We start from the raw sequence: 17,946 nt of genomic DNA, 5'->3' as shown, positions 1-17,946 counted from the left end.
AACAATCCTGTCTCGCTAGAGACATGTTTTGAAGGAATGATCCTTCAAAACTAAACAAGACGAAAACGTACGCTGCTCCATATATCCTTAGAAAGGAGGTGATCCAGCCGCACCTTCCGATACGGCTACCTTGTTACGACTTCACCCCAATCATCTGCCCCACCTTCGGCGGCTGGCTCCATAAAGGTTACCTCACCGACTTCGGGTGTTGCAAACTCTCGTGGTGTGACGGGCGGTGTGTACAAGGCCCGGGAACGTATTCACCGCGGCATGCTGATCCGCGATTACTAGCGATTCCAGCTTCACGCAGTCGAGTTGCAGACTGCGATCCGAACTGAGAACAGATTTATGGGATTGGCTAAACCTTGCGGTCTTGCAGCCCTTTGTTCTGTCCATTGTAGCACGTGTGTAGCCCAGGTCATAAGGGGCATGATGATTTGACGTCATCCCCACCTTCCTCCGGTTTGTCACCGGCAGTCACCTTAGAGTGCCCAACTGAATGCTGGCAACTAAGATCAAGGGTTGCGCTCGTTGCGGGACTTAACCCAACATCTCACGACACGAGCTGACGACAACCATGCACCACCTGTCACTCTGTCCCCGAAGGGAAAGCCCTATCTCTAGGGTTGTCAGAGGATGTCAAGACCTGGTAAGGTTCTTCGCGTTGCTTCGAATTAAACCACATGCTCCACCGCTTGTGCGGGCCCCCGTCAATTCCTTTGAGTTTCAGTCTTGCGACCGTACTCCCCAGGCGGAGTGCTTAATGCGTTAGCTGCAGCACTAAGGGGCGGAAACCCCCTAACACTTAGCACTCATCGTTTACGGCGTGGACTACCAGGGTATCTAATCCTGTTCGCTCCCCACGCTTTCGCTCCTCAGCGTCAGTTACAGACCAGAGAGTCGCCTTCGCCACTGGTGTTCCTCCACATCTCTACGCATTTCACCGCTACACGTGGAATTCCACTCTCCTCTTCTGCACTCAAGTTTCCCAGTTTCCAATGACCCTCCCCGGTTGAGCCGGGGGCTTTCACATCAGACTTAAGAAACCGCCTGCGAGCCCTTTACGCCCAATAATTCCGGACAACGCTTGCCACCTACGTATTACCGCGGCTGCTGGCACGTAGTTAGCCGTGGCTTTCTGGTTAGGTACCGTCAAGGTGCGAGCAGTTACTCTCGCACTTGTTCTTCCCTAACAACAGAGCTTTACGATCCGAAAACCTTCATCACTCACGCGGCGTTGCTCCGTCAGACTTTCGTCCATTGCGGAAGATTCCCTACTGCTGCCTCCCGTAGGAGTCTGGGCCGTGTCTCAGTCCCAGTGTGGCCGATCACCCTCTCAGGTCGGCTACGCATCGTCGCCTTGGTGAGCCATTACCCCACCAACTAGCTAATGCGCCGCGGGTCCATCTGTAAGTGACAGCCGAAACCGTCTTTCATCCTTGAACCATGCGGTTCAAGGAACTATCCGGTATTAGCTCCGGTTTCCCGGAGTTATCCCAGTCTTACAGGCAGGTTACCCACGTGTTACTCACCCGTCCGCCGCTAACATCCGGGAGCAAGCTCCCTTCTGTCCGCTCGACTTGCATGTATTAGGCACGCCGCCAGCGTTCGTCCTGAGCCAGGATCAAACTCTCCGAAAAAGTACAAAACCGAAGTTTTGCTTTTCGCCAGTTTGACTGACTACCTATGAAGTTTCATAGGATTTTTTTATAAAAACTCGAATTAACAGGTACGTTTTGTCTTGTTTAGTTTTCAAAGATCATATTGGTGGAGCCTAGCGGGATCGAACCGCTGACCTCCTGCGTGCAAGGCAGGCGCTCTCCCAGCTGAGCTAAGGCCCCATAAAAGATGGTCGGGAAGACAGGATTCGAACCTGCGACCCCTTGGTCCCAAACCAAGTGCTCTACCAAGCTGAGCTACTTCCCGATCTTAATGGCGCGCCCGAGAGGAGTCGAACCCCTAACCTTTTGATCCGTAGTCAAACGCTCTATCCAATTGAGCTACGGGCGCTTATTTATAATGCCGAGGGCCGGACTTGAACCGGCACGGTAGTCACCTACCGCAGGATTTTAAGTCCTGTGTGTCTGCCAATTCCACCACCCCGGCGTGGATGGTATAAGCGGAAGACGGGATTCGAACCCGCGACCCCCACCTTGGCAAGGTGGTGTTCTACCACTGAACTACTTCCGCATTACAGGATTTCTTTATTTTATTTGGCAATGCGGGTGAAGGGACTTGAACCCCCACGTCATAAAGACACTAGATCCTAAGTCTAGCGCGTCTGCCAATTCCGCCACACCCGCATGAAACATGGTGAGCCATGAAGGACTCGAACCTTCGACCCTCTGATTAAAAGTCAGATGCTCTACCAACTGAGCTAATGGCTCGCTTTAAAAGCGACTTGTCTATCTTACCATATGAAAGTGGTGCCGGCAAGAGGACTTGAACCCCCAACCTACTGATTACAAGTCAGTTGCTCTACCAGTTGAGCTACACCGGCTTTATCTATCCTAACATTATGTAAGAATAAATATGGTGGAGGATGACGGGCTCGAACCGCCGACCCTCTGCTTGTAAGGCAGATGCTCTCCCAGCTGAGCTAATCCTCCATATTGTGTCGTTTCGAAGTGTCTCTCGATCTGACAAATAGTATTATATAACGATAAGATATTGTTTGTAAAGACTTTTTTAAAATAATTTTTGAATTTATTTTAAAGCTGTTTTTTTACCTTTTCGTTAAGGCACCTAAAGAAGTTTACCACTTGTCTCATCATTTTAAAAGCCTTTTTTTCATTTTTTTATGTTTTTTTGTTAAAAAGAGCGCTTATATGGCTCTATCATTGCAAAAACAGCAATTTCGAAGCTTTGTTATCCTTGTTTTATTTCATATATCTCTGGATAAAAAACATCCAAAAAAGAAATTCTATTATTATTTTATTTTTCTGAGAAATCTTTTTTGCCTAAAAAAGTGTAAAAATAATTACTGATCTTTACTATTTTTCAACAAATCGTTTCACATTAATTTTTCTGCTGCTTCAAACACTCAACAGTCTTATCATTATTATTGTTTGTTTCTTTTCACTTCTTTTAAGTTAAAAATCCAACAATCGCTGACTATTCCCTTTGGGGTGGGGTGCCTTTCTATCTCGTGTCCCTATACCATCACCTCTTTACGTCTATTTAGTCCAAGGAGAGGTTTTCTATGCTTTTAATGACCCTTGATAATTTGAGCTGCTGGTTCATATGATGACTGAAGTGTTAAATTGAAGGAACAACGTATTCTCACTTTACGAACCTATTATATAGAAGCAAGTCATTCAAAAACACAAAAAAGACCAGTTCCGACTGGAACTGATCCTAATAGAAGCTTGGCGGCGTCCTACTCTCACAGGGGGAAACCCCCAACTACCATCGGCGCTGAAGAGCTTAACTTCCGTGTTCGGTATGGGAACGGGTGTGACCTCTTCGCTATCGCCACCAAACCTGATGGAGAGAATGTTCTCTCAAAACTAGATAACAATGTTCAAACTTCACATTAGAATATAGGTTAAGTCCTCGATCTATTAGTATCTGTCAGCTCCACGTGTCACCACGCTTCCACCTCAGACCTATCAACCTGATCATCTTTCAGGGATCTTACTTCCTTGCGGAATGGGAAATCTCATCTTGAGGGGGGCTTCATGCTTAGATGCTTTCAGCACTTATCCCGTCCGCACATAGCTACCCAGCGATGCCCTTGGCAGAACAACTGGTACACCAGCGGTGCGTCCATCCCGGTCCTCTCGTACTAAGGACAGCTCCTCTCAAATTTCCTGCGCCCGCGACGGATAGGGACCGAACTGTCTCACGACGTTCTGAACCCAGCTCGCGTACCGCTTTAATGGGCGAACAGCCCAACCCTTGGGACCGACTACAGCCCCAGGATGCGATGAGCCGACATCGAGGTGCCAAACCTCCCCGTCGATGTGGACTCTTGGGGGAGATAAGCCTGTTATCCCCGGGGTAGCTTTTATCCGTTGAGCGATGGCCCTTCCATGCGGAACCACCGGATCACTAAGCCCGACTTTCGTCCCTGCTCGACTTGTAGGTCTCGCAGTCAAGCTCCCTTGTGCCTTTACACTCTGCGAATGATTTCCAACCATTCTGAGGGAACCTTTGGGCGCCTCCGTTACATTTTAGGAGGCGACCGCCCCAGTCAAACTGCCCACCTGACACTGTCTCCCTGCCCGATAAGGGCAGCGGGTTAGAAGGTCAATACAGCCAGGGTAGTATCCCACCGATGCCTCCACCGAAGCTAGCGCTCCGGTTTCCAAGGCTCCTACCTATCCTGTACAAGCTGTACCAACATTCAATATCAGGCTGCAGTAAAGCTCCACGGGGTCTTTCCGTCCTGTCGCGGGTAACCTGCATCTTCACAGGTACTATAATTTCACCGAGTCTCTCGTTGAGACAGTGCCCAGATCGTTGCGCCTTTCGTGCGGGTCGGAACTTACCCGACAAGGAATTTCGCTACCTTAGGACCGTTATAGTTACGGCCGCCGTTTACTGGGGCTTCAATTCGCACCTTCGCTTACGCTAAGCGCTCCTCTTAACCTTCCAGCACCGGGCAGGCGTCAGCCCCTATACTTCGCCTTACGGCTTCGCAGAGACCTGTGTTTTTGCTAAACAGTCGCCTGGGCCTATTCACTGCGGCTTCTCGGGGCTTTAACACCCTAAGAAGCACCCCTTCTCCCGAAGTTACGGGGTCATTTTGCCGAGTTCCTTAACGAGAGTTCTCTCGATCACCTTAGGATTCTCTCCTCGCCTACCTGTGTCGGTTTGCGGTACGGGCACCTCTCACCTCGCTAGAGGCTTTTCTTGGCAGTGTGGAATCAGGAACTTCGCTACTAAATTTCGCTCGCCATCACAGCTCAGCCTTTACGGGAAACGGATTTGCCTATTTCCCAGCCTAACTGCTTGGACGCGGATATCCAATACCGCGCTTACCCTATCCTCCTGCGTCCCCCCATTGCTCAAATGGTGAGGAGGTGGTACAGGAATATCAACCTGTTGTCCATCGCCTACGCCTTTCGGCCTCGGCTTAGGTCCCGACTAACCCTGAGCGGACGAGCCTTCCTCAGGAAACCTTAGGCATTCGGTGGACGGGATTCTCACCCGTCTTTCGCTACTCATACCGGCATTCTCACTTCTAAGCGCTCCACCAGTCCTTCCGGTCTGGCTTCACAGCCCTTAGAACGCTCTCCTACCACTGTTCGTAAGAACAGTCCGCAGCTTCGGTGATACGTTTAGCCCCGGTACATTTTCGGCGCAGAGTCACTCGACCAGTGAGCTATTACGCACTCTTTAAATGGTGGCTGCTTCTAAGCCAACATCCTGGTTGTCTAAGCAACTCCACATCCTTTTCCACTTAACGTATACTTTGGGACCTTAGCTGGCGGTCTGGGCTGTTTCCCTTTCGACTACGGATCTTATCACTCGCAGTCTGACTCCCAAGGATAAGTCATCGGCATTCGGAGTTTGACTGAATTCGGTAACCCGGTAGGGGCCCCTAGTCCAATCAGTGCTCTACCTCCGAGACTCTTACCTTGAGGCTAGCCCTAAAGCTATTTCGGAGAGAACCAGCTATCTCCAGGTTCGATTGGCATTTCACCCCTACCCACACCTCATCCCCGCACTTTTCAACGTGCGTGGGTTCGGGCCTCCATTCAGTGTTACCTGAACTTCACCCTGGACATGGGTAGATCACCTGGTTTCGGGTCTACGACCACGTACTCATGCGCCCTATTCAGACTCGCTTTCGCTGCGGCTCCGCATCTTCTGCTTAACCTTGCACGGGATCGTAACTCGCCGGTTCATTCTACAAAAGGCACGCCATCACCCGTTAACGGGCTCTGACTACTTGTAGGCACACGGTTTCAGGATCTATTTCACTCCCCTTCCGGGGTGCTTTTCACCTTTCCCTCACGGTACTGGTTCACTATCGGTCACTAGGGAGTATTTAGCCTTGGGAGATGGTCCTCCCGGATTCCGACGGAATTTCACGTGTTCCGCCGTACTCAGGATCCACTCTGGAGAGAACAACATTTCAGTTACAGGGCTGTTACCTTCTTTGGCGGGCCTTTCCAGACCTCTTCGCTTATATCGTTCCTTTGTAACTCCGTATAGAGTGTCCTACAACCCCAAGAGGCAAGCCTCTTGGTTTGGGCTGTTCCCGTTTCGCTCGCCGCTACTCAGGGAATCGCATTTGCTTTCTCTTCCTCCGGGTACTTAGATGTTTCAGTTCCCCGGGTATGCCTTCTCATACTCTATGTATTCAAGTATGGATACTACTCCATTACGAGCAGTGGGTTTCCCCATTCGGAAATCTCCGGATCAAAGCTTGCTTACAGCTCCCCGAAGCATATCGGTGTTCGTCCCGTCCTTCATCGGCTCCTAGTGCCAAGGCATCCACCGTGCGCCCTTTCTAACTTAACCATTTCTTACTTTAGAAAGAATCACTATGTGTGATGAACTTTGCATTGCATTCAATGTGAATGTATTACTTATTGTTATCTAGTTTTCAAAGAACAATCCTGTCTCGCTAGAGACATGTTTTGAAGGAATGATCCTTCAAAACTAAACAAGACGAAAACGTACGCTGCTCCATATATCCTTAGAAAGGAGGTGATCCAGCCGCACCTTCCGATACGGCTACCTTGTTACGACTTCACCCCAATCATCTGCCCCACCTTCGGCGGCTGGCTCCATAAAGGTTACCTCACCGACTTCGGGTGTTGCAAACTCTCGTGGTGTGACGGGCGGTGTGTACAAGGCCCGGGAACGTATTCACCGCGGCATGCTGATCCGCGATTACTAGCGATTCCAGCTTCACGCAGTCGAGTTGCAGACTGCGATCCGAACTGAGAACAGATTTATGGGATTGGCTAAACCTTGCGGTCTTGCAGCCCTTTGTTCTGTCCATTGTAGCACGTGTGTAGCCCAGGTCATAAGGGGCATGATGATTTGACGTCATCCCCACCTTCCTCCGGTTTGTCACCGGCAGTCACCTTAGAGTGCCCAACTGAATGCTGGCAACTAAGATCAAGGGTTGCGCTCGTTGCGGGACTTAACCCAACATCTCACGACACGAGCTGACGACAACCATGCACCACCTGTCACTCTGTCCCCGAAGGGAAAGCCCTATCTCTAGGGTTGTCAGAGGATGTCAAGACCTGGTAAGGTTCTTCGCGTTGCTTCGAATTAAACCACATGCTCCACCGCTTGTGCGGGCCCCCGTCAATTCCTTTGAGTTTCAGTCTTGCGACCGTACTCCCCAGGCGGAGTGCTTAATGCGTTAGCTGCAGCACTAAGGGGCGGAAACCCCCTAACACTTAGCACTCATCGTTTACGGCGTGGACTACCAGGGTATCTAATCCTGTTCGCTCCCCACGCTTTCGCTCCTCAGCGTCAGTTACAGACCAGAGAGTCGCCTTCGCCACTGGTGTTCCTCCACATCTCTACGCATTTCACCGCTACACGTGGAATTCCACTCTCCTCTTCTGCACTCAAGTTTCCCAGTTTCCAATGACCCTCCCCGGTTGAGCCGGGGGCTTTCACATCAGACTTAAGAAACCGCCTGCGAGCCCTTTACGCCCAATAATTCCGGACAACGCTTGCCACCTACGTATTACCGCGGCTGCTGGCACGTAGTTAGCCGTGGCTTTCTGGTTAGGTACCGTCAAGGTGCGAGCAGTTACTCTCGCACTTGTTCTTCCCTAACAACAGAGCTTTACGATCCGAAAACCTTCATCACTCACGCGGCGTTGCTCCGTCAGACTTTCGTCCATTGCGGAAGATTCCCTACTGCTGCCTCCCGTAGGAGTCTGGGCCGTGTCTCAGTCCCAGTGTGGCCGATCACCCTCTCAGGTCGGCTACGCATCGTCGCCTTGGTGAGCCATTACCCCACCAACTAGCTAATGCGCCGCGGGTCCATCTGTAAGTGACAGCCGAAACCGTCTTTCATCCTTGAACCATGCGGTTCAAGGAACTATCCGGTATTAGCTCCGGTTTCCCGGAGTTATCCCAGTCTTACAGGCAGGTTACCCACGTGTTACTCACCCGTCCGCCGCTAACATCCGGGAGCAAGCTCCCTTCTGTCCGCTCGACTTGCATGTATTAGGCACGCCGCCAGCGTTCGTCCTGAGCCAGGATCAAACTCTCCGAAAAAGTACAAAACCGAAGTTTTGCTTTTCGCCAGTTTGACTGACTACCTATGAAGTATCATAGGATTTTTTATAAAAACTCGAATTAACAGGTACGTTTTGTCTTGTTTAGTTTTCAAAGATCATGTTCGTTATCGCTCGTAAGCGACTTTAGTATCTTACCATTTTGCATCAGTTAAAGTCAAGAACTTTTTTCAATTTCTTTTTTTAACCTCGTTGCTGTTTTGCGGCAACGAATAATAATATACCACCTGGAATCTTTCCTTGCAATAGTTTTTTTAAAAAAAGTTTCATTTTATGAAAAATAAAAAGCGCCATAGATAAAATGGCGCTTTGATTGATGTATTAGCGGTTTCTCATTTGCGGGAAAAGCAGTACATCTCTGATTGATGGAGAATTTGTTAAAAGCATGATTAATCGGTCGATCCCGATTCCTAAACCACCTGTTGGAGGCATGCCGTATTCTAATGCTTCAACAAAATCGTCATCCATTAGGTGTGCTTCGTCATTTCCTTCTTCACGTTCTTTTAATTGAGCTTCAAAGCGTTCTCTTTGATCAATTGGATCGTTTAGCTCTGTGAATGCATTTGCATGCTCACGGCGTACGATAAACAGCTCAAAGCGATCTGTGAAGCGAGGGTCTTCAGGATTTTTCTTAGCTAATGGAGAAATCTCCACTGGATGTCCATAAATGAATGTAGGCTGAACCAATGTTTCTTCTACTTTTTGCTCGAAGAACTCATTGATAATATGACCTACTGTCATATTTTTCGTGATTTCAACACCATGATCAGCAGCATGCTGTTTTGCTTCTTCTACAGACATCTCCTGCCAGAAGTCTACACCTGTTGCTTCTTTGACCGCTTCAACCATATGCAGTCTCTTCCATTCAGGTTTGAGATCAATTTCATCTTCTCCATATTGAATGGTTGTTGTTCCCAGCACCTCTTGGGCAATATGGGCAATTAAGTTTTCAGTCAGATTCATGATATCTTTGTAGTCTGCGTATGCTTCATACAGCTCAATCATAGTGAATTCTGGGTTATGACGAGTCGATACCCCTTCATTACGGAATACGCGGCCAATCTCGTATACTTTCTCTAGACCACCGACAATTAGGCGTTTTAAGTGCAGCTCGATCGCAATACGCATATAAAGCGGCATATCAAGTGCATTGTGATGAGTAATGAAAGGACGCGCTGATGCACCACCAGGAATGCTGTGCATTGTTGGTGTTTCAACTTCTAAGTATCCTTTAGAATCTAAGTATCTTCTCATGGATTGAATGATTTTGCTTCGCATAATAAACGTCTGCTTACTTTCTGGATTTACAATGAGGTCCAGGTAGCGCTGACGATAGCGTTGTTCAACATCTTTTAATCCATGATATTTATCAGGAAGCGGGCGAAGTGCTTTTGTCAGAACCTCAAAGCTAGTCGCTTTAATAGAAAGTTCTCCTACATTAGTTTTAAAAACAGTTCCTGTTACACCAATGATATCGCCTAGGTCTGAGCTTTTGAATAATTCATAAGCTTCTTCCCCTACACTATCTTTACGAACATAGATTTGAATTTGTCCTTCTAGGTCTTGAATATGCGCAAAGCCAGCTTTTCCTTTTCCGCGCTTTGTCATCATACGACCAGCGATTGTTACTTGAGCCGCTTTTCCTTCTAAGTCTTCTTTAGAAAACTCGTCATATTCAGCGATAATTTGCGCAGATTGATGAGAACGGTCATATCGTTCACCGAATGGATCGATACCCTCTTCTCTCATTTTATTCATTTTGTCACGTCTGACCTGGAATTGGTCATTTAATTCTTCGTTATTAAGCCCTTCATTACTCATTTATATCACTCCAATAATGTATTTTGCAGAGAAAAGCAGAAAAACTGCCAGTACATGCACTAGCAGTGAGCTACAAAAAGAAAGATAGTCTTATCCTACTTTTATACTTTGAAGCTCTTTTGCCTCGGCTTCGATCGTAAAGTCATCAAGAACTTGTACAAGCTCCGCTCTCGTTTCACTTTGATTGATTTGGTTTCTTACGTCAGCGTTGCCGCGGACCCCTTTTAAGTACCATGCTGCATGCTTTCTCATTTCTCTAACAGCGACATGCTCGCCTTTCAGGTCAATGAGTCTGTCTAAGTGAAGTTTGCACACTGACATTTTCTCACGCACGTTTGGCTCTTCTTTCAGTTCACCCGTTTCTAAATAATGAACCGTTCGATAAATCATCCACGGGTTTCCAAGTGCGGCTCTTCCGATCATAACAGCGTCCACACCTGTTTCATCAAGCATACGTTTTGCATCTTGAGGGGTTTTGACATCGCCATTGCCGATGACAGGAATTGATACAGATTGTTTAACCTCTTTTATAATATCCCAATTCGCTGTTCCTTCGTACATTTGCACGCGTGTCCGTCCGTGAAGCGCAACCGCTTGTCCACCAGCTCGTTCAACAGCACGGGCATTGTCGATAGCAAAGATATGGTCTTCATCCCAGCCCATTCTCATTTTCACAGTAACTGGTTTGTCTACAGCTTCTACGACAGCAGAGACCATTTCATAAATCTTGTTTGGATCAAGGAGCCATTTCGCTCCTGCATCACATTTCGTAATCTTTGGTACAGGACAGCCCATGTTAATATCAATAATATCAGCTGTGGTATTCTGGTCTACGAACTTTGCCGCTTCGACGAGTGTGTCTTTTTCCCCTCCAAATATCTGAAGGCTCAAAGGCTTTTCCCGTTCATCAATGTATAGCATACCCATTGTTCTCGCGTTGTTGATCAGGATCGCTTTGTCACTGACCATTTCAGCGCAGACTAAGCCCGCTCCAAACTCTTTCACCGTCAGTCTGAAGGCAGAGTTGCACACACCAGCCATTGGTGCGAGCACTACTTTGTTTTTAATCTCGATATCCCCGATTTTAAACATTTTTCCCCCTCCTTTCTTCTTCAAGAATTGGCGAAAGTTCTTCCACCGTTATATTTAAAGCATCTGCTATTTGACCAACCAATTGGTTTGTTGGTAATCGATTGCCTCGCTCAATTTCTCCTAAGACAGAGACAGAGATGCCTAGTCTTTTCGCGAACCCTTCCTGAGTATACCCTTTTAGCTTTCGGTATGCACGAATTCTTCTACCCCACATGTCTTTTTCCATATGCTTACACCTTCTTGGTCTGTTACGGCATTTATTTGTACTTCGCCGATTTCTGGGCAAATCTCACTCATCGGGACAAGAACGAATAAACGTTCGTACATTCTGGGATGCGGCACTACAAGTTGTTCTGTTTCAATATTTTCACGATTATAAAGTAAAATGTCAAGGTCAGCCGTTCGCGGTCCCCATCTCACTTCTCTTGTTCTGCCTAACTCCTGCTCGATTTTCTGAGTAAGAGACAGTAGTTCCTCCGGACGAAGTGAAGTGGTAACTTTCACGGCCATGTTTAAAAAGTCATCTTGGTTTTCATAGCCTACAGGTGCTGTTTCATATATCGATGAGATTAATTCCACTTGAACCTCTGGATGTTCATGCAGTTTTTTGACGGCTTCTTTTAAATAGGTTTCTTTTTTACCTATGTTTGAGCCTAATGCGATGTATGCTGTATTGTTCATGTGCACGATCTCGTCATTTCAATTGCAACGGACTGATAATGTCCTGGAATTGGGGGATCTGGTTTGATCACCTTCACTGTACATTCCTGAACTGTCGGAAAGTCCTTTAACACTTGGTTTGCAATTCTTTCTGTCAGTGTTTCAACAAGATTGACCGGCTCGCCTTCTACAATGCTTTTGCAGATTTGGTAAAGCTCTGCATAGTTGATGGTCTCATTGAGGTCATCAGTTTGTCCGGCTTTACTTAAATCAAGTGAAGCTGTTAAGTCCACGCGGAATCGCTGCCCTAATTTATTTTCTTCTGCAAATACACCGTGGTACCCGTAAAATTCCATTCCGTTTACATATACTTTATCGATGATAAGCGCCTCCCTTATTCAGCATGGCATCCATCATTTTTGCCATTCTTGCTATTTCTTTTACATCATGTACACGGACCATCGCACTGCCCTTTTGAATCCCAAGGCAGACCGTCGCACCTGTTCCTTCAGTACGTTCTTCAGGCGGCAGGTCTAAGACAGCACCAATGAATCGTTTTCGAGATGTAGCCAGCAGCAGTGGATACCCAAGGTGACAAAAATGTTCGAGTTCATTCATGACCTTCAGGTTGTCCTCTTTATTTTTCGCAAATCCTACACCTGGATCTAATATGATCATGTCATCACGGACACCCGCTTGCTGGGCAATTTGGACACTTTCTTTCAAATCGGCGATCATATCTGAAATCAGATGTGTGTAGTTTCGTTCTGGTCGATTGTGCATTAAAATGATTGGGACATTGTGCTTCGCCGCCACATGTGCCATTTGGGGATCTGCCTTCGCTCCCCATACATCATTAATGATAGAGGCTCCAGCTTTCACCGCTTCATCTGCAACACGGGCTTTATACGTATCAATAGAAATAGGTATATCTAATTCTTTTGTGATTTTCTCAATGACAGGAATGACCCTTGAAAGCTCCTCTTGTTCTGAGACAAGTGCCGCTCCCGGGCGAGTCGATTCTCCGCCAATATCAATAATATGCGCCCCGTCTTCTATCAGCTGCGCTGCATGAGCCAGCGCTTTATCTACTTGATTAAACTTTCCTCCATCTGAAAAAGAGTCAGGCGTGACATTTAAAATGCCCATGACCAATGTCTTTTCTTCATAGCTAAGGGTGTGATGCTTGGCCTGAATGATTTTAGGCTGTTTTATCAATTGTTGTGTCATTGTGTCCACCTACTCTTTATGGTCTTGACGTTCTTTTGTGTATTGCATTCTTAACTTTGTTGAGATGGTCCGGCTGTTTTTGAGCAAGTGGATGTCTCCTATACACTCGAAAGGTACAACTCCCTGAACAGAATTGGTCATCCATGCCTCATCAGCTGAGAGCAAATGTGAGACTGGGTATCGTCCTTCCTTTAGCGAGACCCCCATCGCGTGGAGCGTTTCCATACAGTATCGACGAGTGACCCCATTTAAAATGCCTGTATCAAGTGACGGTGTATAGACCACATCATCTTTTCGCCAAAATATATTCGAGGTAATGCCTTCTGCCACATCATCTTCTTTTGTTAAAAAGATGCCTTCTAACGCCGGGTCGTTCCCCACTTCTCTTTTCCCGAGCAGGTTGTTCATATAGTGATGAGACTTGAGGCGTTTTGGCCCTTCTGGTGTATTTCTTCTTGTTTGAAGAATGACTCCCTTTTTCTCATCCAAAATAGATTCTGGACGGAATGGAGAGATCATGACAAAAACGACAGGCTCTTCATAAGGGTCTGCAGAAAACCCATTGCCTCTGCCCGCAGAAACATTCAAGCGAATTCTCGCATGGCCGCCGGCTATTTGGTTTTTATTTAGTAAAGTATGAATGATGTCGAGTACAAATGGTTTCTCTATTGTGGATTCGATGCAAAGGTCACGTAATGATTGATTGAGCCTTTCAAGATGCCAATCCAACAGGAAGACTTGTCCTGCCAGGCTGGTAAATGTTTCGAATACACCGATGCCATATAGAAAACCATGATCAAAAGGAGAAAGAGTCGCGTCTTTCTCCTCTATATACTGACCGTTCAGATAAATGATCATGCGTTTACTTCATGCCCCTTTTTACGATAGGTTTCAATGAAATTTTTCAGCATTTCTTTTCCGAAGGACGTCATAATCGATTCAGGATGGAATTGCACACTTTCAATCGGCAATTCTTTATGACGAATCGCCATGAGCTCGCCTACCTTTGTGCTGGCTGTTGCGTCAAAGCACTCTGGCAACGTCTCGTTTTTGACAATTAATGAATGATATCTCGTTGCGACGAGCGGATTTTGAAGTCCTGTGAAAACACCTTTTCCATCATGTTTAATCTCTGACGTTTTACCGTGCATTAGGCGCTCTGCTCGAACGACATCCCCGCCAAAGACTTGCGCGATGGATTGGTGACCTAGACACACACCGAAGATTGGAATGCTTCCTGCAAAGTGCTTGATCGCCTCCATACTAATTCCCGCTTCATCAGGACTGCATGGTCCTGGAGAAATCATAAGAAAATCCGGCTTGAGCTCTTCAATTTCTTGAATGGTTACTTGATCATTCCGTTTCACGATCAATTCTTCTCCAAGCTCACCTAAATACTGGACCAGGTTGTACGTAAATGAATCATAATTATCAATCATTAAAATCATACTCTGCTCACCTCTAACTCAAAATAGTCTCTTCTTTGCTCAGCTGTAATGCTTTTTTCACTGCATAGGCTTTTTTAATCGATTCTTTATATTCGTGTTTAGGGACAGAATCTATGACGATCCCCGCACCTGACTGCATAAAGGCTTTTCCTTCTGTACAATACGCAGTACGAATGACGATATTAAAGTGCATATCTTGATTGAATCCAAACCAGCCTATAGATCCAGTATAAAGCCCACGTCTTGTTGGCTCAAGTTCTTCTATGATTTCCATCGTCCTCACTTTTGGAGCACCTGTAATCGTTCCACCTGGGAATACAGCTCTCATGACATCTACCGCGTCACATTCATCACGCAGCTCTCCTTGTACATTGGATACAATATGCATCACGTGCGAATATTTCTCAATCGCCATAAATTCGTTCACTTTTACGGATCCATAAGTGGATACGCGTCCAAGATCATTCCGCTCAAGATCAACGAGCATCACATGCTCTGCGCGTTCTTTTTCATTTTCAATGAGCTCTTTTGCCAGCGCTTGATCCTCAGCGTCGTCTTTGCCTCGTGATCTTGTTCCGGCAATTGGTCTTGTTTCTAGCTGAGTTCCTTTTTTCTTAATAAGCAGCTCTGGAGATCCACAAACAATCTGGAAGTCAGGCGTATGCAGGTAAGACATATAAGGAGATGGATTGACTTGACGTAACGTTTTGTATAAATCATACGGATGAGTGTGAAGCTGTTCATCTTGTCTGATGGATAAGTTCACTTGGAACACATCACCGTTTGCGATATATTGCTTAATTTTCTCTACTGCTTCCCCAAAGGTTTCTTCAGTGAAAGGTGCTGCTGGTACAAATTCTGTGGAAGATTCATTGACAGGTGATTGTGCTAATTCTTCTGAAGAGCTTGTCCATTTTTGCTTCCATTCTTCAAGCCTTTGGTTCGCTTCACTCCCTGATTCCGCTTCCTCTATGTGCGTAATCAGCCACAGCGCGTTTTCTTCATGATCAAAAACTGCAACATCATTAAACACGAGGAAATAAAGGTCTGGTGTTTTAAGGTCGTCAATTGCCAGCATCTTAAAATGCTCGATGTATCTAGCATAATCGTAGCTTAAAAACCCAATCGCTCCGCCTTGAAAGTCGGGGTATTCGTCGTTCGTTTCGGTTTGAAGGGTTTGAAACCAATCCGTAAACGCTCTGAATGGATCACCTTCTTTGAACAGCACCTCATCTTGATAATGGATGGTCGTCATCCCATCTTTCCCCTTCGCTTTAGCGATCGGGTGAATACCAGCGATGCTATATGAACCGCCGCGCGCACTTTCAAGAAGCACATGATGTGTTTCACGAGCAGTTAATTGTTCGTATCTTTTCAAGAATGCATCTTTCGTAAAAGGAATTTTGATGCCCATCGGCCTGCGTTGTGTCATGTTATCATCCTTTTTCATTTTCATTAATCTTATTGTAATGCAATCCAATTTATTTAGAAAACAGTATTTGCTTTCCATCTTCAGAATTCATGAAAAAACCCCAGCAAATGCTGGGGTGATTGGTTTAATCGAATTGATAAAGAGGTGTACTGAGGTAACGCTCTCCATTACTTGGTATGATGGCGAGAACCTTTTTCCCTTTACCAAGCTTCTTCGCTGTTTGAAGCGCTGCGTAAATAGCTGCTCCTGAAGAAATACCGCCAAGAATTCCTTCTTCTTTCGCTGCTTTTCTTGCAAGCTCAAATGCATCTTCGTTTTTCACTTGGATGATGCCGTCATATATTTCTGTGTTCAAGATTGAAGGAACAAAACCTGCTCCAATTCCTTGAATTTTATGCGGACCCGGCTTCCCGCCTGACAATACAGGGGAATCTGTCGGCTCTACTGCATAAAGCTGGATGGATGGGATGGCTTCTTTTAGGACTTCACCAGCACCTGTAATCGTACCGCCCGTACCAACACCTGCAATAAATGCATCAAGCTCGCCGTCAAATTGTTCAAGGATTTCTTTCCCAGTTGTACGACGGTGAATCTCCGCATTGGCTTCATTGCTAAATTGCTGAGGCATGAAGTAACCATGCTCCTCTGCCAATTCTTCTGCTTTTTTGATGGCACCTTTCATTCCTTCTGCACCTGGTGTTAAGACAAGCTCCGCACCATAAGCGCGTAAAAGGTTGCGGCGCTCCTGACTCATTGTGTCCGGCATAACCAAAATCGCGTTAATTCCTTTAGCAGCCGCTACCATTGCAAGGCCGATTCCCGTGTTTCCGCTTGTTGGTTCAATAAGCGTATCGCCGGCTTTTAATGTTCCTTTTGCTTCAGCATCTTCGATCATCGCTAAAGCAATACGATCTTTGACACTGCTGCCCGGGTTCATATATTCAAGTTTCAAGTAGACATCCGCACTGTCTTCATCTACTAAACGGTTTAATTTAACGACTGGTGTATTTCCTATTAGTTCAAAAACTGAATTTGCAATACGAGCCATCACTAACACCTCTATCTCCGAGTAATTTTATTGTATTAATATTAAATTATCAATTTCAAAAAATTTTGTCAATGCTTTTAGTCCTGCTCGCCATCGTAAAACCATGTGACTTTTGCTTCTTTCCACAGGGTTTTGACATTCGCCTTTTCACCTAGATCTTCCATAGCGATCTGCCTTTTAATCTGATCTTTGACTTCTTCGTAGGAGAAAGAGCGGCCATTTAATTTTTCTTTTAACTGAATAATGGCATACCCGTTTTTGGTCTGAATCGGCTCTTTCGTCCATTCATCTGGCTGAAGCTTTTGAGCTTCTTGTATGTATAGGGCCGGGATACTTTCCTGCTCTTCTGTCACAAATCCAAGATCTCCGCCGTATGGTGAGGTGTAACGGTCGATTGAACGTTCAGCTGCTACGGCTTCGAAGCTAGATCCACCTTTTAAATCTTTCAATACATTTTCAGCCTCGCTCTTTGTCTTCACGACGATATGGCGAATGCGGTATGAATCATCATATTGATATAAGTCCTTGTTTTTTTCATAAAACGATTTCGCTTCTTTTTCAGAAACGACGGCATCTCTTGTTAAAAGCTGCTCTAATAAAATTTGATAACGAATCTGTTCTTTCCATTCCTTCTCACTTGTATGTCCATCTTCATAGAAATTATTAGACACCGCTTTGAGCATAAGCAATTCACGATTGATCTCTTTTGAAGACACTTCCAGCTTGTTTTGCTTGGCAAGCTGATTGACCACCTTTTGATTGATCATTTGCTCAAGTGTCGCCTTTCCGTAGCGGTCTTCCATTTTCTTTAACCATTCTTGACGCGTCACCTTCTCTTTTCCAATCGACGCAATTTCCTCACCGCTCTTCCCGTTAGAAGAGGCCTGTGACATTTGTGACTTTGTTAATACATATGCAATGACAACGGCATTAATCATGAGCAACACGAGGATAAATGTCCATACCACTCTTGCTTTTAGTCTCATCTTT

At 46.1% G+C, this 17,946-nt stretch carries 11 protein-coding genes, 9 tRNA genes and 4 rRNA genes; all 24 read right to left on the bottom strand.

Annotated features, from left to right (window positions below; genetic code table 11):
* Positions 1-91 precede the first annotated feature (91 nt).
* The 24 genes from NST65_RS00555 to NST65_RS00440 all read right to left on the bottom strand — a co-directional run bounded on the left by NST65_RS00555 (position 92) and on the right by NST65_RS00440 (position 17,942).
* Positions 92-1,640, bottom strand: a 16S ribosomal RNA gene (locus tag NST65_RS00555).
* Positions 1,641-1,765: 125 nt separating this feature from the next.
* Positions 1,766-1,841, bottom strand: a tRNA-Ala gene (locus tag NST65_RS00550).
* 8 nt (positions 1,842-1,849) lie between these two features.
* A tRNA-Pro gene (locus tag NST65_RS00545) sits at positions 1,850-1,926 on the bottom strand.
* Between the two features lie 7 nt (positions 1,927-1,933).
* Positions 1,934-2,010, bottom strand: a tRNA-Arg gene (locus tag NST65_RS00540).
* 10 nt (positions 2,011-2,020) lie between these two features.
* Positions 2,021-2,106: transfer RNA gene (locus NST65_RS00535), tRNA-Leu, on the bottom strand.
* Between the two features lie 12 nt (positions 2,107-2,118).
* Positions 2,119-2,190: transfer RNA gene (locus NST65_RS00530), tRNA-Gly, on the bottom strand.
* A 30-nt stretch (positions 2,191-2,220) separates the two neighbouring features.
* A tRNA-Leu gene (locus NST65_RS00525) sits at positions 2,221-2,303 on the bottom strand.
* A gap of 8 nt (positions 2,304-2,311) precedes the next feature.
* Positions 2,312-2,387, bottom strand: a tRNA-Lys gene (locus NST65_RS00520).
* 37 nt (positions 2,388-2,424) lie between these two features.
* Positions 2,425-2,500: transfer RNA gene (locus NST65_RS00515), tRNA-Thr, on the bottom strand.
* Positions 2,501-2,533: 33 nt separating this feature from the next.
* A tRNA-Val gene (locus tag NST65_RS00510) sits at positions 2,534-2,609 on the bottom strand.
* A gap of 757 nt (positions 2,610-3,366) precedes the next feature.
* Positions 3,367-3,482 (bottom strand): 5S ribosomal RNA (rrf, locus tag NST65_RS00505).
* A 61-nt stretch (positions 3,483-3,543) separates the two neighbouring features.
* Positions 3,544-6,474, bottom strand: a 23S ribosomal RNA gene (locus tag NST65_RS00500).
* Between the two features lie 182 nt (positions 6,475-6,656).
* A 16S ribosomal RNA gene (locus tag NST65_RS00495) occupies positions 6,657-8,205 on the bottom strand.
* Together the 16S, 23S and 5S rRNA genes with 9 tRNA genes alongside form the textbook arrangement of a ribosomal RNA operon.
* A gap of 341 nt (positions 8,206-8,546) precedes the next feature.
* Positions 8,547-10,046 (bottom strand): lysine--tRNA ligase, encoded by a 1,500-nt coding sequence (gene lysS / locus NST65_RS00490; protein WP_034284259.1) that lies wholly within the window; start codon positions 10,044-10,046, stop codon positions 8,547-8,549.
* A 90-nt stretch (positions 10,047-10,136) separates the two neighbouring features.
* On the bottom strand, positions 10,137-11,138 hold the full coding sequence (gene dusB, locus NST65_RS00485; protein WP_024425662.1) for a tRNA dihydrouridine synthase DusB: 1,002 nt from the start codon (positions 11,136-11,138) through the stop codon (positions 10,137-10,139).
* A complete protein-coding gene (locus NST65_RS00480; protein WP_024425661.1) occupies positions 11,131-11,364 on the bottom strand; it encodes a helix-turn-helix transcriptional regulator in 234 nt (77 codons plus the stop codon). The genes dusB and NST65_RS00480 overlap by 8 nt, the downstream gene beginning before the upstream one ends.
* A complete protein-coding gene (gene folK, locus NST65_RS00475) occupies positions 11,316-11,819 on the bottom strand; it encodes a 2-amino-4-hydroxy-6-hydroxymethyldihydropteridine diphosphokinase (RefSeq protein ID WP_065215464.1) in 504 nt (167 codons plus the stop codon). Before folK ends, NST65_RS00480 begins: the two co-directional genes overlap by 49 nt.
* A complete protein-coding gene (gene folB, locus NST65_RS00470; protein WP_081279512.1) occupies positions 11,816-12,178 on the bottom strand; it encodes a dihydroneopterin aldolase in 363 nt (120 codons plus the stop codon). Before folB ends, folK begins: the two co-directional genes overlap by 4 nt.
* Positions 12,171-13,028, bottom strand: coding sequence for a dihydropteroate synthase (gene folP, locus NST65_RS00465; protein ID WP_065215462.1), 858 nt, complete (start codon positions 13,026-13,028; stop codon positions 12,171-12,173). The genes folB and folP overlap by 8 nt, the downstream gene beginning before the upstream one ends.
* A gap of 9 nt (positions 13,029-13,037) precedes the next feature.
* A complete protein-coding gene (gene pabC, locus NST65_RS00460; RefSeq protein ID WP_065215461.1) occupies positions 13,038-13,886 on the bottom strand; it encodes an aminodeoxychorismate lyase in 849 nt (282 codons plus the stop codon).
* Positions 13,883-14,476 carry an aminodeoxychorismate/anthranilate synthase component II gene (gene pabA / locus NST65_RS00455; protein ID WP_065215460.1) on the bottom strand — a complete coding sequence of 198 codons (594 nt, stop codon included), beginning with the start codon at positions 14,474-14,476 and terminating at the stop codon, positions 13,883-13,885. The genes pabC and pabA overlap by 4 nt, the downstream gene beginning before the upstream one ends.
* A 13-nt stretch (positions 14,477-14,489) precedes the next feature.
* Positions 14,490-15,908, bottom strand: coding sequence for an anthranilate synthase component I family protein (locus NST65_RS00450; protein WP_065215459.1), 1,419 nt, complete (start codon positions 15,906-15,908; stop codon positions 14,490-14,492).
* A gap of 124 nt (positions 15,909-16,032) precedes the next feature.
* A complete protein-coding gene (gene cysK / locus NST65_RS00445) occupies positions 16,033-16,956 on the bottom strand; it encodes a cysteine synthase A (protein WP_024425655.1) in 924 nt (307 codons plus the stop codon).
* A gap of 77 nt (positions 16,957-17,033) precedes the next feature.
* A complete protein-coding gene (locus NST65_RS00440) occupies positions 17,034-17,942 on the bottom strand; it encodes a peptidyl-prolyl cis-trans isomerase (protein ID WP_041115232.1) in 909 nt (302 codons plus the stop codon).
* Positions 17,943-17,946: the final 4 nt, after the last annotated feature.

Source organism: Bacillus sp. FSL P4-0248 (assembly GCF_038593305.1).
In the GTDB taxonomy this organism is placed as follows: domain Bacteria; phylum Bacillota; class Bacilli; order Bacillales; family Bacillaceae; genus Bacillus; species Bacillus safensis.
Note: the sequence above shows the minus strand (reverse complement) of the source record. Positions and strands in the feature narration are given on the sequence as shown.